Here is a 16,403-nt window from a genome sequence, read left to right as displayed (position 1 = left end):
ACCGTGCAGGTGATGATGCAGCAGGACTTGCTATTTCCGAGAAGATGAGAGCCCAGATCACAGGACTTGAGACAGCTCAGAAGAATGCAAATGATGGTATTTCATTAGTACAGACAGCAGAAGGAGCATTAACAGAAGTTCATTCCATGTTAAACCGTATGGTAGAGCTTGCTCAGCAGTCTGCCAATGGTACATACCAGGATACTGTAGATAGAGAGAATATCCAGAAAGAGATGAATTCTTTAACAAAAGAAATCGACCGTATCTCTACTGGAACTAACTTTAATGGGATCAATCTGCTTGATGGAGGGTTAGACGCTTCACCAAAGTCTGTTGACACAAAGGTTGGGAGTGTAGACGCAAAAACTGAAGCATTTTCATTTAAAGTTTCCGGTGCAGCAGAAGAAGGCTTCCAAGTGGCATTTAAGGCAAGTGCAGCAGAAACAGATGCAACTTACGCTAAAAAAGTTACAGCTAGCATTACAGACAAGAAACTTACAATAGATATTTCTTCAACGGATGCAGCATCAATTACCCAGAAAGACATTGATGATGCAATTGCTGCGGCGAAGACTAAGGCTGCTGAAGATGCAAAAAGTGCAGACGACACTACAAAGGCTGCCGGTGAAAGTGCACTTAAGGCATTTGCTGATGCAGGTAATTTTAAAGTAACATTAGGTGGTGATATTAAGTTATCAGTGAAAACAGAAGCTGGCAGTATTGTTGAGGCAAATGCAACAAGTGCCGCAACTGTAAAAGGTGATGGAACACCTTTGACTCTTCAGATCGGTGAATCATCAGAAGACCACAACAAGCTTGATGTTAACATTGCAGCTATGAGTACAGAAGGATTAGGCTTAACTGATGTTAAGGTTGATACACAGGCTAACGCTGCTGATGCAGTTCAGGTAATTAAGAACGCAATCAACACCGTATCCAATACTCGTGGTGATCTTGGTGCTCTGCAGAACCGTTTAGAGCATACCATCAACAACTTAAGTGTAACCTCTGAGAACATGACAGCAGCAGAGAGCCGTATCCGTGACGTTGATATGGCAAAAGAGATGATGTCCTATACAAAGAACAATATTCTTGTACAGGCATCTCAGGCAATGCTTGCTCAGGCAAACCAGGTACCTCAGGGTGTTCTTCAGTTATTAAAGTAATTTATTTACCTTTTACGGATGGGCTTAGGTCCATCCGTTTTTTAGATTATACAAAGATAACATAATGGAGAAAATGATGGAAAGACTAGATGTATTAAAACCTTCCTGGTATGACCGCTTTCAATGCAAAGGGGGGGACTGTGAATATAATTGCTGCCAATGCTGGGAGATATCCATGTCAAGAGAAGAGTACCGGACGTGGCGTAAGAAAAAGGTTGTAGGGCGGAATGCGTGGCATCAGACCATTGAGATATTCTCCCCGGATAAAAAAACAGATACAAATTACGCAAAGTTTATTCTGGATGAGGATAACAAGTGTCCGATGCTGACAGAGAAAGGGCTCTGCCAGGCTCAGAAAGACTATGGATATGCCATTCTTTCTCAAACCTGCCAGGTATTTCCGAGACAGACACACCGCTATCTTGATCAGGTAGAGTGCTCCATGTCTTTGGGGTGTGAAAAGGTGCTGGAGCTTCTTTTGGAAGAAAAAGAAGGAATTCTATTAATAAATGGAACAAAAAGTTTTTCCCCTCAATCCAGGTATGGAAGTTACACTGGGAGAAATGAAAGGAGAAAAACTCCTGCTTTAAACAGTTATTATGACATTCAGACTCTCTGTCTCATATTACTTCAACTGGAAGAAATTTCGCTGGAAGACCGTCTGCTTCTTCTGGGCATGGCGATCCGCCATATGGATGAACTGATTGAGGCTGGAAAAGGAAGTGATATTCCTGTTTATATGGAACAGTTTATAGCAGAATTGGAACAGGGTGATATTCTTCGTCAGATGCAGAATATTTCTGCAGACAATACATTTTCCGTTTATTATAGCGTTGTAACCGGGCTGATGTATTTAAATGAGGGAGATCAATATTACGGTAAAGTAATGAATCGTATTTGTGAGCGCCTGAATATGAAGACAATGGAAAGCCCTGAGGCAGGGGAGGGTGATTCCGCGTTTCATATAGAAAAAGAGCTTTATCACAAATACAGAGACCAGTTCCGTGAATGGATCAAGGGGAAAGAATATTTCCTTGAAAATATTCTGGTTTCCTATATGCTTTATGCCAACATTCCATTTAAAGATACAGAAAAGAGTATGTGGGAAAATTATCTGTATTTTATATGGGTGTACAGCATGGTGAAGGTTGCTCTCAGCACTTATCTGGAGGAGGATAGTACAGAAGAGGACATGATTCACTGCTGTAGTGTATTTTTCCGTAAGCTGGGTCACAACCGCAGCCTTTTTCATAAAGTAATTGAAGACTTTAATACTCATGGCAACAGCCTGGCACATCTTGCCGTTCTGTTAAAGAGTTGTTAGAATTGAGGGTGGAAGGATCAAAATGCCGCAAAACAGAGGAAGATCAACTGTTTAGCGGCATTTTGTAGTTGATGTTAATATGGCGTTAGAGATTTTATACAATCAGTTCCTCAATGGTTCTCTTAGGAACATAGTGCACCTGATTCTCATCTCTATAATACCGTACATCGCCATCCTCCTTTACCGGAACAATGACTACCTCTTCTTTTGGTTTTCCAAGGGCAAGAACAAGGTCAATGGAGTAATGCGCCGGGTCAATGTGCAGGGACTGCGCCAGATGACTTCTTTTAACATTTCCAAGAATACAGCCTCCGTAACCTTTCTCTGCGGCTCCAAGCATGATTGTCTGAGCGGCAATTCCATCGTCATAAAGCTTATTCTTTCCTATAGAAAGATCACATAGTATGATGATGTAAGCAGAAGGACGTTCTCCTTTTTCCGGTCCTTCCCAGTCTGGGAGAGCGCCAGCCCAGCCTAGTGATTCAAATACAGCTTCATTTTCCCCGGGGGTATTGCATAACCGGAATCGAAGCGCCTGAGAATTGGAGGTGGATGGGATGAAACGGGCAAGACCTGCCAGTTCCTTCAAGACCTCTGTTGGTATGATTTCATCTTCATAGAATCTGCGATATGTACGGCTTTTTGCAACCAGTTCTTTCAGCATAAAAAATTCCTCCTTATTCTGGACTCTATCTATTCTGTTATATGGAAGTATAACAGGTTCCTGTTTTGTGTGCAATGGGCGGTCAGCACATACTTCTTGAAACAAGCAGTTTTCAGTTACGCCCTGGAAAAATGATATGATTTTTAAGTATATTGAGAAGATTTAATTTGGAAATATTGGAATAGATGGAAGCAGCCAGAACGTGTTTTAAAGCAGAAAACGGAAACAAGCGGCAGGAAGGGCGTTTTTCTGACATAATCGTACTTATTAAGACAGAATTAGCAACTGTTAATAATTAATAAAAATTAACGTATATAAGTAAAATTTATATACACATTTGTCATAATAAAAAATACAATCCTAAAAATATTATCAAGAGAAACGAAATAGTGCACAAAAACATTGCGGGATTTTTTGAAGTTAATTGTAAAAGTTTTTAAGAAATTGCCCTATTTAAATTAAGAAAAAAATCATAAAAAGGTCATTGACTTTGTAATCTTTAGGTGCTAAACTGGGATTCGACTTCAGGGTCATAGGACAACATGAGGTCGCGACAAACATACCTAAAAAAAATAACCTATGTAGTCGCAAGGAGGAGAATTATTATGAAATTAACAACAAAGAAACTCGTACTTACAGGCGTAGCTGTATTATCAATGGCAATCATCTCTGCATGTGGAAGCAAGACAGAAGAAACTACTGCAGCTGTAGAAACAGAAGTTACTACTGAAGCTACAACAGAAGTAGTTACAACTGAAGATGAGACAACAACAGAAGATGAAACAACATTAGAAGAAACTTCTGAAGAAGCTGAAAGCAAAGAAGATGCTTCCTCTGAAGCAGCTGATTCTGAGTCTGAGACAGCTAAAGATGCTGAAACAACAAAGGCAGCTAACTAATCCGTATAGATCGGATTATACAGGAATTTTTATTTCTGGGCGGGGACAATTGTCCCCGCTTTTTTTGTGTACATATGCTATGCAGAAGGACTGCTTTTGTGATATAATTTTTCTAATCAGCAAAATAAAGGAGGTCCATTCTCATGAAGATCACATATATTCATCACAGTTCATTTTTAATCGAGCTTGAAACCATGACCCTGCTTTTTGACTATACCGAAGGAGTACTGCCAGAGATCAGGCGGGACAAGCCGCTTCTGGTATTTGCAAGCCACAGGCATGGAGACCATTATTCGGAAAAGGTGTTGGACCTGATCAGGGAGTATAAAGGAATCAGATATATATTTTCAGATGACATATGGAGAAGCGGACTTCCCGCAGAAATCCTGGGTGACATAACATCTATGAAGCCAGGGCAGGAGCAGAAATTCTGGTTTGAGAATGGGGGTGTTTTGGAGAACCCGCTGAAAGACAAAGAGGCAGATATTCAGGTGGTTACCTATCGTTCCACAGACGAAGGGGTGGCGTTTCTTATTAAGGCAGAGGGAAAGACTCTTTATCATGCCGGGGATTTAAATAACTGGTATTGGGAGGGAGAGCCTGCGGACTGGAATGCCAATATGGCAAGGGATTACTCTGCAGAGATTGATAAGATGAAGGGCATGGAGATTGATGTGGCTTTTTTACCTCTTGACCCAAGGCAGGAGGAGGCATTTTGCCTTGGACTTGATGAATTTATGAGAAAAGTCTGTGTCAGTCATGTTTTTCCCATGCATTTATGGGGTGATTTCTCAGTTATTGCCAAATTAAAAGAGATGGAGATATCAGCTCCTTACCGGGAGCGGATTGAGGATATTCAAAAAGACGGTGATTGTTATCTCGTAGATTGAGAATGCAGTTGAATGATTATTTGAAACGGTCGGGAGAAAGGGAGAATAGAAGATGATATGGATTAGAAATGCGCACGTCATAGATCCGTTTGATAAGACGGAGAAGAATGTGGACCTGTGTCTGGCTGACGGTAAGATCGTGGCGATGGAAGAACATCTGGAATTTAACGTGTCAAAAGAGGATGTAGTCATTGATGCTTCTGGCTATGTGGTTGCACCGGGGTTGATTGATGTCCATGTTCATTTCCGTGATCCTGGATTCACTTATAAAGAAGATATTCAGACCGGAGCAAGATCTGCAGCAAAGGGCGGCTTTACCACGGTTGTGTGCATGGCGAATACCAAGCCTGCTGTGGACAATGAAGAAACCCTGGAATATGTGATTCGGGAAGGGAAAAAGACCGGGATTCATGTACTTTCCACGGCGGCTGTCTCCAAGGGACTTCAGGGCAGGGAACTGACGGATATGGAAGGATTAAAGGCACACGGTGCCGCTGGATTTACTGATGACGGAATTCCTCTCCTTGATGTAAATATTGTAAAAGAAGCTATGGAGAGGGCGGCAAAGCTTGATCTTCCTCTGAGTTTCCATGAGGAAGACCCGGCGTTCATTGTAAACAACGGAATTAACCGGGGGACTGTTTCTGAGCAGCTTGGACTGTATGGTTCTCCGGCTGTTGCAGAAGACAGTCTGGTTGCCAGGGATTTGATGATTGCACTTCATACCAAAGCGACCATAGACATACAGCATATCAGTTCGGCTGCTTCTGTGAAGATGGTAAAGTTTGCAAAAGAATTGGGCGTTGATGTGTATGCAGAAGTAACTCCCCATCACTTTTCATTGACGGAAGAAGCCCTGTTAAAGCATGGGACTCTGGCAAAGATGAATCCGCCTCTTCGGACGGAACAGGACCGTCAGGCGATTCTCGAGGGGCTGAAAGACGGCAGCATTGATATCATTGCCACAGATCATGCACCTCATAGTGCGGAGGAAAAGGCAAAGGATTTAACAAAGGCACCCAGCGGGATTATTGGGCTTGAGACAGCTCTTGCTCTTGGCGTGACGAATCTGGTTCGTGAAGGTCATCTGTCCATGATGGAGCTGATGGAGAAGATGAGTCTTAATCCTGCAAAGCTTTACCGTCTTCCTTTCCATGGAATTCAGCCAGAGGGAGCGGCTGATCTGGTGATTTTTGATCCGGAAGAGGAGTGGACGGTGGGAGAATACGTTTCCAAGTCTTCCAATTCTCCTTTTACCGGGGAACAGTTATATGGAAAGGTGAAATATACCATCTGTAATGGAACCATCGTATACCAGGATGAAAAGGATTGAAGGGTTAATCTAACATAAAGTTTTTGTAGAATCCAAAGAGGATCACAGGTATGGAAATCAAGATACAGGATCAGTCTCTTCCAAAACAGTCAGGAGAGCCGCCCATAACTGAATTACAACAGGCGGTGGAGCTGGATGCCAGAAAGATAAAGGCGGAGGCAGAGGAACGGTTTTTAAATGAAGTTGGAGATTACGTGACAGAATCTGCACAAAAGAGGAAGAACTCTTCTTCTGAAGGAACGGAAGCGTCCAGAGACAAGGCTTCTCTTTCACCGGAAGGGGTGCAGCGTAAAGAGGAACTGTCGGAATCACCGAAGGAGAGTCAGCGGCTTCGCCAGGAGGCGGAAGAACAGAGATGGAAAGAGATGAAGGATTGGACGCCAATACCAGAACGATCCATACCAGATGAAATTCGTGACCTTGCAGACATTTACAGACGGCTGTTGCTGGCGATTGGGGGAAACCCGTCGGGAGAACAGCCGTCTGCGCTGGAACAGGTGCTTTCTGAGGCTCTTTTAAAGCTTTTGAATTCCAGGTTAGGGGAATTGGAAGCCTTATTCCGGGAGTATGGTTCCCAAAGCGGAAGGAATGGTTTAAGAGCCGCTCTTTATTACCATATTACTGGCGTTGCGTTAAGCGACAGGGAAGTGGAACGATTTTTTGGAATCTCATTATCTAAGACAAATATCACGGCAGATGGACAGGGGGGAATCCGGACACCGGTGAACCAGCTAAAGAATCAGGGAGATCAGGGAATTATCTATCAGCCGGCAGGAGAAGGGCGGATTAAGAGTGATCCTGGATATTCTACACGGATGTTAAAAGAGGCCTCCATATCGGTTGTGAATGGGGGTAGTACTCTGGGGGTACAGGCCCGCAGAAAGTCCGGTGCTCAGGCTTTTGTCTCTCCTACATCGGAAAAGGTAATACATTCTCCGGAAGACCTTGTTCTGGCAGAGAGATTTGCGGCGTATATGAATCAATCCGGGAATCTTTTTACAATGCATGGGCTGTCTGGAGACAGTGAAGAATTGTATGGATTTCTTGCTGCAATTATGGCTGTAAAATCCCAGATCTTTTGCAGTCATTCCGGAATAGACAGTATTCTGGCCAGAGAACTGCGGGATGCCATTGACCGGCTGATTGATTTTTACATACAGCGGCAATTTCAAAGGTCTTTGGACCGTGTTCCCTTTTCGCCGAAAGACGCTTATAAAACCTTCTATTATCTGATGAATCTCTATCAGACCAGCGGGAGTTTTGAAGAAATGGCGGATCAAGGGGTGAAGTATGCTTACCGGCAGTTTTTAAAAAAAAAGGAATGTATGAGGGAAAGTGATCCCACCGCTTTTTTCTTTTCCAAAGGAAAGAAAACTGCCCTGGAGGACTGGAAGAGTGGAAAATATCAGGTGGAAGAGGACAGCAGAGCGTATGTTGCCTTATTTGATCAGACAGGACCGCAAGGTCTTCCTTTTGGTGTGTTGGAATTAAGTCCCTGGGGAATGTTTGCGGAGCCTGTACAGTCTGTAAAAAAATCGGAAACACGGGCGGTTTCCCCCATGCTGATTGGAAGCATGATGGTTCTTCTCCTTTTGGTTTTTGTATTTATCTTTCACTAGGGAATGTCTCAAGGAGAACACTCTCTGTGAGGATTTTCTTCTTTACAGAAATGCTTTACTATGCTAACATGGTAGCACATGAAATTAAGAGGAGGATACAAAGATGAAAAAGGGATTATTAAAGGCAGCGGCAGCACTCGGTGTGCTGGTATTAATGACTGGCTGTTCCGGAAAACAGGGGACAACCCAGTCTGGGAACGCCGAGGCAACACAGGAGGTCAATTCAGAGGCTTCTAAGGCAGCAGGCTCTGAAGAGACGTTTACGGTTGGGTTTGACCAGGATTTCCCGCCTATGGGATTTGTGGGAGATAACGGGGAATATACCGGCTTTGATCTTGATCTTGCCAGGGAAGTGGCAGACCGTCTTGGAAAGAAGTTTGTGGCACAGCCAATTGCCTGGGATTCCAAAGACATGGAACTGGAGTCTGGTAATATTGATTGTATCTGGAATGGATTTACCATGACCGGGAGAGAAGACGGTTATACATGGACCAGGCCTTATATGGAGAACAAACAGGTATTTCTGGTAGGAAAGGATTCCGGCATTCAGACTATTTCTGATTTAAAGGATAAGATTGTTGAGGTTCAGGCTGATTCCTCAGCGGAAAAGGCAATAAAGGAAGATGAAGCCCTGTTAAATACATTTAAGACATTACTGACGACTCCGGATTATAATACCGCATTTATGGATTTGGAGATGGGGGCTGTGGATGCAGTTGCCATGGACGTAATTGTAGCAGCTTACCAGATGGAACAGAGAAAGTCTGATTTTGTGATCTTAGAGGAATCTCTGTCTGCAGAAGAGTATGGCATTGGCTTTAAAAAGGGAAATGAGACCTTAAGAGATCAGGTTCAGGAACAGTTAGAGGCTATGGCAGCCGATGGTACATTAAAGAAGGTTTCAGAGCAGTGGTTTGGGAAAGATGTAACCACTGTTGCAAAATAAGAAGACTTAATCGGAGGAACAATCATGACGTTTATAATGATACTTTCACAACTGGCAGAGGGGATGTGGGTCAGTATCCAGATCTTTGTGGTGACCCTTTTGTTTTCACTGCCGCTGGGACTTTTGGTTTCTTTTGGACGGATGTCCAAAAACCGGGTGATTCAGGCGATTGTAAAATTTTATATATCCGTCATGAGAGGAACTCCTTTGATGCTTCAGTTGATGGTGGTATATTTTGGTCCTTATTATCTTCTTGGGATCAGAGTGAGCAATGATTACCGGCTGATCGCTGCATTTATCGGATTTATAATCAATTATGCAGCTTATTTTGCTGAGATTTACCGAAGCGGAATACAGTCCATGCCTGCAGGTCAGTATGAAGCGGCAAAACTTTTGGGATATACAAAGCCCCAGACCTTTGTCCGAATCATCTTTCCGCAGGTGGTAAAACGGATTCTGCCTTCTGTGACCAATGAGGTAATTACCCTGGTTAAAGACACTTCCCTGGCGTTTACCATCAGTGTTTCGGAGATGTTTACATCAGCCAAATCCCTGGCTTCTTCCCAGACAAGCCTGATGCCGTTTGTGGCAGCAGGACTTTTCTACTATGTCTTTAACTTAATTGTGGCAGTTGGGATGGAACACATGGAAAAGCGTATGAATTACTATGAGTAGGAGGACCGAGATGTATTTACTGGAAATGAATCATGTGAAAAAATCATTTGATGGCCTGGAGGTGTTAAAGGATATCTCCCTGTCCGTAAAAGAAGGAGAGATTGTCTCCATCATCGGTCCGTCCGGTTCCGGCAAATCCACTCTGCTGCGGTGCGCTACCATGTTAGAACAGATGGATGAAGGAGAACTGATCTATTTGGGAAAGAAAGCGGCCAAAAAGGGTGAGGGTGGAACGTCTGTCTATGCCGATAAAGAAAAACTGCGTCAGATTCAAAAGAATTACGGTCTGGTATTCCAGAACTTTCACTTATTTCCTCACATGAATGTGTTGAGCAATGTCATGGACGCACCTGTTCATGTTCAGAAGCGCAATAAAGTACAAGTGAAAAATGATGCCTTGAAACTGCTTGAGAAGATGGGGCTTTTGGAGAAGGCAAAGGCTTATCCATGCCAGCTTTCGGGAGGTCAGTGCCAGCGTGTGGCGATTGCAAGGGCACTTGCTTTAAACCCGAAGATTCTTTATTTTGATGAGCCGACATCCGCTCTGGACCCGGAGCTTACAGGTGAGGTGCTAAAGGTGATTAAATCTCTGGCTGATTTACAGATTACCATGGTAATCGTGACCCATGAGATGGCATTTGCAAGGGATATTTCAGACCGGGTGATCTTCATGGCTGACGGAGTAATTGTGGAGGAAGGAACACCGGAAGAAGTGTTTGCATCTTCCAATGTCCGTACTCAGAATTTCCTTGGAAGGTATGGGGAGAATTAGGCGGCAGAATTGCTGGATCAGGAAAGTCTGTTATTAATAAAAGCTGTCTTGGAGATAAGATTCCGAGATAGCTTTTTCCATGTAGAGATATGCAGAGAGTTTTTGAAAAATAGTTATATTTGGAGGATTAATCCACTAATTGTTAATCCTGCGGCGGTGCCAAACAGAAGAATCCTATGTCCTTTTTGAATATCGCCATGTTCGAATGCCAGACAAAGCATGTATGGAACAGAAGCTACAATCATATTGCCGTATTCCTCTACATAATTCATATACTTTGTTTTTTCTATTCCCAGTTTCTTCATAATCACAGGCAAAGCCCGGCTTGCCTGATGAGGGATGATCAGAACCATATCCTTTAAAGTCATTCCACTTTCCAGTTCCAGTGTTTTAACGAACTCAGGGATTTTCTTTGCGGTCAGTCTTAAGACTTCCGGACCGTTCTCCCCTTTCCTATTGGAATTTTCATGTTAATGGAAGGAAGTATACCATTATTCCTGCATTTTTACCATATTTTAGTTCTACTTGATCATAATATTGGTGTTAAAAATTAAGGTTGTGGATTCATAAGCTTGATGATATTCTTTTAAGTGAGATGAGTGATACGAGAGGAGAAAAAACTGAATGGAACGTTATTTAATTTTATTTTTGTGCGTTGTTGGGTTATTTGCATATAATAACATTTTTACGCTGAAGAAAAAAATAGAAAAACTGGAATTACGGTTAAAACAGTTGGAACAAGGGGCTGACTATGAGGAGGTTCCTTCCTATCTGGTTTCTGATGAATTAAGAGAGCGTGTGGCTCGATTGAAACGAGAGGGAAAAGTTGTCCACGCCATAAAGGAAATACGCCGGCAGACACAGATGGGGCTGGTGGAAGCGAAACAATATGTTGATCGTTTATAGGTTGATAAAAAACTGTTATGATTATTTGGAAAACTTTACAAAGCTTATTTTTTTGTTATACTTAGAAAGGTTCTAATACGAATAAGGGGATAAAAAAATGAGTCTTGTAAAGAGAAAAAGATTAAGAAATTTGTTTTTGATGTTATTTGTAGTGTTAACGGTAGCTTGTGTATTCCTGAATATTGAAGTCAGAGATGGAGTTAAGCTGGAAGATTGCAAAAAAGTTGAGGTAGAGATTTTAGATGTGAGCAAAATCAGTGTAGGTAAAAAGAATTCATTGGGTTCGAAAAAGGATTTTATTACGGTTATTGCATCCTATGATGGAAAAGAGTATAAAGTAAATGGTGCAGTTGGCTATGATAACTTTGTCAGATTAAAGGGGCATACATTTAATGCTTTGATGTACAAAGACCAGCTCTATTATGATCTTCCAAGTGCAAAAACCTCTACACCCATTGGAACCATATACATTACCTGTCTTTTGGCGGACTTTGCCTGCTTAATGCTTGCAGCTTATTTCGGTTCAAAGAAAATAGAACAGGTCCAGACGGCTGAGGATTAATAAAAAAAGGAAGATAAACGAGGTAAGAGTTTGGCGGTGGCAGTATTGTTATGAAAAGAAAATTTCTCGGATGTGTTTTTTCTTCTGGTTATGGGTATTTAAGAGATGGAAGTTTTAAAGTGACTATTTTCTTTCACAGACTCTTCACAGTTCCATCAAACTCCCGTCACAATTTCCAGGTATATTAGTAATTACAAAGAGGTCAACAACCTTTTAATATAAACTTTTTTCATACTCAGCCGGCAGGATTCCCCCATCTTGCCGGCTCCTCCCATTTTTAGGCAAATATTAAAATTACTTAAGAAAAAAGAAAAAGATTTTTCACAAACGGATGTTATACTGGGTTCTAGATCACAGGATAATGGAAAAAAGGAAAAGAAAGAAGGGAAGTATATGAAAAAATTATTGATTGCAGCACTGGTTATCAGTTCGGCTCTTGTATTTACGGCATGTGGAAAACCATCAGGTCAAAAGGCAGCCAACGATACATCAAAGGAGTCTCAGAGTACGGAAAGTTCAGAGACAAAGGCAGAAGTGAGCACTGAAGCTCCGGGGAATGCCGGAGAATTTAAAATATTGGCAGGAAAAGTTGTGGAAGTGTCTGATGACATGCAGGAGATCACAGTATCAAAGGGAGATCAGAAGATATCTCTTGATTTAGGCGATGCAGTGGTTGAAACTTCTTATGAGCTGGATAAGGACGTGGAGGTTTCCATCATTTATAAGGGAGAGATTTCCGGCAATGATGCCAAGAATGCCAAAGTACAGCTTGTCTTAGACGGACAGGATAACATGAAAGTGGAGGAAGCTTCTGGAACGGTTACAGACCAGGCCATGAGCACTTTTACCATTAAGACGGAATCTGGTACAGAGATGAATTTTGTAAAAGACAATGCAGAAGGACTTGATTCTGATGTGTTGGGAAAAGCAGCCGATGACAGCAATGGAAGCGGCGCCAGAATAAAGATCACATATGTGACCGTCAATTATGACGCAGGCAGCAGTTCCAACTTTCCTTTGAAAGTAGAAGCGGAAAAGTAAGAGGAAGAACACCCGTAAATCCCGGATTAGCAGGGCTTTTTTGATAAAAGGCTTGCAAATTCGGGATTTTCATGTAAAATAAGAGAGATGACAAGAGGAGGGGTCCCAAGACCCTTTTTTTATAGTTTTAATATAAGCAGATCACAGAAAGGAAATTTAAGATGATTAGTGCACATAATATAACATTAAGAATCGGGAAGAAAGCTTTGTTTGAAGACGTAAACATAAAGTTTACTGAGGGAAACTGCTATGGTATGATCGGTGCCAACGGTGCCGGGAAATCCACATTCCTAAAGATTCTTTCCGGTGAACTGGAGCCTACAGGCGGTGACATCGTCATTACACCGGGGCAGAGGCTTTCCTTTTTAAAGCAGGACCATTTCAAATATGATGACTGTCAGGTTCTTGATACCGTTATCATGGGCAATACCAGACTTTACGAGATCATGAAGGAAAAAGAAGCCATCTATATGAAGGAAGACTTTACCGACGAAGACGGCATCAAGGCAGCAGACCTGGAGGGCGAATTTGCCACCATGAACGGCTGGGAGGCGGAGTCAGATGCGGCAAACCTTTTGAACGGCCTTGGTATTGAGACAGACCTGCACACGAAAACCATGGGAGAATTAAACGGTGCGGAGAAGGTGAAAGTACTTCTTGCTCAGGCGCTGTTTGGAAATCCGGATATTCTTCTTTTGGACGAGCCGACCAACCATTTGGACTTGGACGCCATTGCATGGCTGGAAGAGTTCCTTATTAACTTTGAAAATACGGTGATCGTGGTTTCCCATGACCGTTATTTCTTAAATAAAGTCTGCACCCATATTGCAGATATTGATTACAGTAAGATCCAGCTTTATGCCGGTAACTATGATTTCTGGTATGAGTCCAGTCAGCTTATGGTAAAGCAGATGAAGGAAGCAAACCGGAAGAAGGAAGAGAAGATGAAGGAACTGCAGGACTTTATCCAGCGTTTCTCCGCCAATGCTTCCAAGTCCAAGCAGGCTACTTCAAGGAAACGTGCTTTGGAGAAGATCGAACTGGATGATATTAAGCCTTCAAGCAGGAAGTATCCTTATATTGATTTCCGTCCTGCCCGTGATATCGGCAATGAAGTGCTGACCGTAAGCGGTTTATCCAAGACCATTGACGGAGTAAAGATTCTTGATAATATCTCCTTTACCCTGAACCGGGAAGATAAGGTCGCTCTGGTAGGACCGAATGAGCTTGCAAAGACGGTTTTATTTAAGATTCTTGCAGGAGAGATGGAACCGGATGAGGGAGAATATAAGTGGGGACTTACGACTACCAACTGTTATTTCCCGAAAGACAATACGGCTGAGTTTGACAACGATGATACCATTGTTGACTGGCTGACCCAGTATTCACCGGAAAAGGATGCTACTTATGTACGTGGTTTCTTAGGCCGTATGCTTTTTGCTGGTGAAGATGGCGTGAAGAAAGTCAAAGTATTGTCTGGTGGAGAAAAGGTACGCTGTATGTTATCAAAGCTCATGATCTCCGGTGCCAATGCTCTGATGCTTGATGAACCGACCGACCATTTGGACATGGAATCCATTACAGCTCTTAACAATGGTCTTGTGAAGTTCCAGGGAGTGCTGATTTTCTCCTCCCGTGACCACCAGATTGTTGAAACCACAGCAAACCGTATTATGGAGATTGTAAATGGTCAGTTGATTGATAAGATCACTACTTATGATGAGTATCTTGCCAGCGATGAGATGGCTCGTAAGAGACAGGTATTTACTCTGACGGAAGAACAGACAGAAGAGAATAAATAAAAGACAGGTAAATGAAATGATTCCCTGGAACCGATGGCTGAAAGCAGCCGGCATCGGCTCCGGGGATTTTTCTTTGATTGCATGAAGCCTTTCTATGACGTATAATTCCTATGAGAAGGAGGTGAGAAGAATTTATACCATTGATTATTATGCTTATGGCTCCGGGATGAAAGGTTGGAATTCCCAGTACAAGGCAATTGTTGCAATGGGAGCACTGCTCTTTTGCATTGGTGCTGATGACTGGAAAGTATCTGTGTTTGTGTTTCTGTCAATGGGAGCTGTAACCATATTTGCAGGAAAGTTTCCATGGAGAAATTATCTGGTGCTTCTAAGGCTGCCCCTGGCATTTTTGATTATGGGAACGGCGGCAATTGTAATTGGTTTCTCTTCCGTGGCTCGGGGAACGGTCATTGTCTCTGTCTGGGGGCATTTTCTGTATCTGCAGGAGGGCGGCATTGAATTGGCATGCGGACTGGTGTTAAAGGCTATGGCGGCGTTGAGTGCCATGTATATGCTGGTACTTTCCACACCGGCTGGGGAGATCATCAGCATTCTGCGCAGGCTTCATGTTCCAAAGATCATTGTGGAACTCATGAACATGATTTACCGTTTTATCTTTGTTTTGATGGATACCCAGTGTAAAATGAAGCTGGCGGCAGAGTCCAGACTTGGGTTTTCCGGTTTTAAGACGTCTTGCCGTACGTTTGGAAGCGGGGCAGGGAATCTGTTTGTGATTTCTTTAAAGAAGGCAGGAGTTTATTACGATGCCATGGCAGCAAGGTGCTATGATGGAGATCTTTTGTTTCTTGAAGAGGAAAAGAAGTGGAGGGGCTGGCAGGTCTGTGCCGGAGCAGGTTATTTTCTGATTCTGATTCTCATATCTGCGGTTCCATTCTAAGATGTGTCATGCAAAAGAAAGGAGAGAGATGGAGGAAATACTTTTACAGGCAGAAGACATAAGTTATGCTTATGAACAAGGAGAAAAGGTATTAACAGGGATTAACTTAACCGTAAAAAAAGGGGAGAAAATAGGAGTTCTTGGCTCGAATGGGGCGGGGAAATCCACCTGTTTTTTTAACCTTAATGGGGTGTATCAGCCTGCCTCTGGTAAGATTTTATACAGAGGAAAGGAAGTGGGGAAGAAGGACATTCAGGAACTTCGCAAGAATGTGGGAATTGTATTTCAGGACCCGGATCATCAGATCATTGCTTCCACTGTGTTTTCAGAGGTTTCTTTTGGACCCGTGAACTTAAAGCTTTCCAGGGAAGCAGTAAAAGAGAGAGTGGAGTCGGCGATGGAGGATATGAACCTGGGATCATTTAGGGACAGGCCCCCTCATTATCTCAGCGGAGGGGAGAAGAAACGGGTCAGCATAGCGGATATCATTGCAATGGAACCGGAGATTATGATTTTTGATGAACCTACCGCGTCCTTGGATCCTGTGAATGTGGATATGCTGAAAGATGCTCTGGATAAGATGGAGAAAATGGGGAAAACCCTTCTCATTTCAACCCATGATGTGGATTTTGCATATGAGTGGGCGGACCGTCTGGTGGTTTTTGCAGGAGGACGCATTATTGCCGATGGTACGCCGGAGGAAGTATTTCATTCCAGCCAGGTCTTGTTCCAGGCAAATCTAAAAAGACCGGTGATGATGGAGGTTTACGAAAGTCTGGTCCGCTATGGTGTTTTAAACCAGGAGGACACTTGTCCGAGGAATACCAGGGAATTAGAAGGACTTCTTCGGAAGATGCAGGTAGCAAAGAAACAAATTGACAGAATCTGGGAAAACGAATAGAATAG

Annotated in this window: 17 protein-coding genes; 15 read left to right on the top strand and 2 right to left on the bottom strand. The window is 42.8% G+C overall.

Translation table 11 applies throughout. The features are described from left to right. Nucleotides 1-1,166, top strand: a 1,166-nt coding sequence (locus FAY33_RS08095) for a flagellin (RefSeq protein WP_143320540.1), incomplete at its 5' end; no start/stop codon positions are given. A gap of 73 nt (nucleotides 1,167-1,239) precedes the next feature. Further along, nucleotides 1,240-2,490, top strand: a complete 1,251-nt coding sequence (gene fliB, locus FAY33_RS08090; RefSeq protein ID WP_143320538.1) for a flagellin lysine-N-methylase — start codon at nucleotides 1,240-1,242, stop codon at nucleotides 2,488-2,490. Between the two features lie 94 nt (nucleotides 2,491-2,584). On the opposite strand, the gene FAY33_RS08085 is transcribed toward fliB, so the two are convergent. Then, a complete protein-coding gene (locus FAY33_RS08085; RefSeq protein ID WP_143320537.1) occupies nucleotides 2,585-3,154 on the bottom strand; it encodes a nitroreductase family protein in 570 nt (189 codons plus the stop codon). A 605-nt stretch (nucleotides 3,155-3,759) separates the two neighbouring features. Between FAY33_RS08085 and FAY33_RS08080 the strand changes: the two genes are divergently transcribed. From FAY33_RS08080 to FAY33_RS08050, 7 genes are all read left to right on the top strand, one after another. After that, nucleotides 3,760-4,053 carry a hypothetical protein gene (locus FAY33_RS08080; protein WP_143320535.1) on the top strand — a complete coding sequence of 98 codons (294 nt, stop codon included), beginning with the start codon at nucleotides 3,760-3,762 and terminating at the stop codon, nucleotides 4,051-4,053. Nucleotides 4,054-4,196: 143 nt separating this feature from the next. Next, nucleotides 4,197-4,943 carry an MBL fold metallo-hydrolase gene (locus FAY33_RS08075; RefSeq protein WP_143320533.1) on the top strand — a complete coding sequence of 249 codons (747 nt, stop codon included), beginning with the start codon at nucleotides 4,197-4,199 and terminating at the stop codon, nucleotides 4,941-4,943. Nucleotides 4,944-4,995: 52 nt separating this feature from the next. Next, nucleotides 4,996-6,276 carry a dihydroorotase gene (locus FAY33_RS08070; RefSeq protein WP_143320531.1) on the top strand — a complete coding sequence of 427 codons (1,281 nt, stop codon included), beginning with the start codon at nucleotides 4,996-4,998 and terminating at the stop codon, nucleotides 6,274-6,276. A 50-nt stretch (nucleotides 6,277-6,326) separates the two neighbouring features. After that, nucleotides 6,327-7,895 (top strand): hypothetical protein, encoded by a 1,569-nt coding sequence (locus FAY33_RS08065; RefSeq protein WP_143320529.1) that lies wholly within the window; start codon nucleotides 6,327-6,329, stop codon nucleotides 7,893-7,895. Between the two features lie 103 nt (nucleotides 7,896-7,998). Next, a complete protein-coding gene (locus tag FAY33_RS08060; RefSeq protein ID WP_143320527.1) occupies nucleotides 7,999-8,841 on the top strand; it encodes an amino acid ABC transporter substrate-binding protein in 843 nt (280 codons plus the stop codon). 24 nt (nucleotides 8,842-8,865) lie between these two features. After that, entirely contained in the window at nucleotides 8,866-9,516 is a 651-nt protein-coding gene (locus FAY33_RS08055) for an amino acid ABC transporter permease (RefSeq protein WP_143320525.1), read from the top strand. Nucleotides 9,517-9,526: 10 nt separating this feature from the next. Further along, a complete protein-coding gene (locus FAY33_RS08050; RefSeq protein WP_143320523.1) occupies nucleotides 9,527-10,288 on the top strand; it encodes an amino acid ABC transporter ATP-binding protein in 762 nt (253 codons plus the stop codon). 113 nt (nucleotides 10,289-10,401) lie between these two features. On the opposite strand, the gene FAY33_RS08045 is transcribed toward FAY33_RS08050, so the two are convergent. Continuing rightward, the gene (locus FAY33_RS08045; protein WP_143320521.1) at nucleotides 10,402-10,656 is read right to left on the bottom strand and encodes a 3-oxoacyl-[acyl-carrier-protein] synthase III C-terminal domain-containing protein; all 255 of its coding nucleotides are present in this window, start codon (nucleotides 10,654-10,656) and stop codon (nucleotides 10,402-10,404) included. A 256-nt stretch (nucleotides 10,657-10,912) separates the two neighbouring features. Between FAY33_RS08045 and FAY33_RS08040 the strand changes: the two genes are divergently transcribed. The 6 genes from FAY33_RS08040 (at nucleotide 10,913) to FAY33_RS08015 (ending at nucleotide 16,398) form a co-directional block, all read left to right on the top strand. After that, nucleotides 10,913-11,194: a hypothetical protein gene (locus tag FAY33_RS08040; RefSeq protein ID WP_143320519.1), complete on the top strand. Its 282-nt coding sequence runs from the start codon at nucleotides 10,913-10,915 to the stop codon at nucleotides 11,192-11,194. 97 nt (nucleotides 11,195-11,291) lie between these two features. Then, nucleotides 11,292-11,756 carry a hypothetical protein gene (locus tag FAY33_RS08035; protein WP_143320517.1) on the top strand — a complete coding sequence of 155 codons (465 nt, stop codon included), beginning with the start codon at nucleotides 11,292-11,294 and terminating at the stop codon, nucleotides 11,754-11,756. 393 nt (nucleotides 11,757-12,149) lie between these two features. Then, entirely contained in the window at nucleotides 12,150-12,797 is a 648-nt protein-coding gene (locus FAY33_RS08030; RefSeq protein ID WP_143320515.1) for a hypothetical protein, read from the top strand. Nucleotides 12,798-12,958: 161 nt separating this feature from the next. After that, a complete protein-coding gene (locus FAY33_RS08025) occupies nucleotides 12,959-14,599 on the top strand; it encodes an ATP-binding cassette domain-containing protein (RefSeq protein WP_143320513.1) in 1,641 nt (546 codons plus the stop codon). A 121-nt stretch (nucleotides 14,600-14,720) separates the two neighbouring features. Continuing rightward, the gene (gene cbiQ, locus FAY33_RS08020) at nucleotides 14,721-15,497 is read left to right on the top strand and encodes a cobalt ECF transporter T component CbiQ (protein ID WP_243126651.1); all 777 of its coding nucleotides are present in this window, start codon (nucleotides 14,721-14,723) and stop codon (nucleotides 15,495-15,497) included. Between the two features lie 28 nt (nucleotides 15,498-15,525). Next, nucleotides 15,526-16,398, top strand: a complete 873-nt coding sequence (locus FAY33_RS08015; RefSeq protein ID WP_143320510.1) for an ABC transporter ATP-binding protein — start codon at nucleotides 15,526-15,528, stop codon at nucleotides 16,396-16,398. Nucleotides 16,399-16,403: the final 5 nt, after the last annotated feature.

It is taken from the genome of Clostridium sp. HBUAS56010 (assembly GCF_007115105.1).
GTDB lineage: Bacteria > Bacillota > Clostridia > Lachnospirales > Lachnospiraceae > Lacrimispora.
The sequence above is the reverse complement of the archived record's forward strand: the minus strand, read 5'-3'. Positions and strand labels throughout refer to the sequence as shown.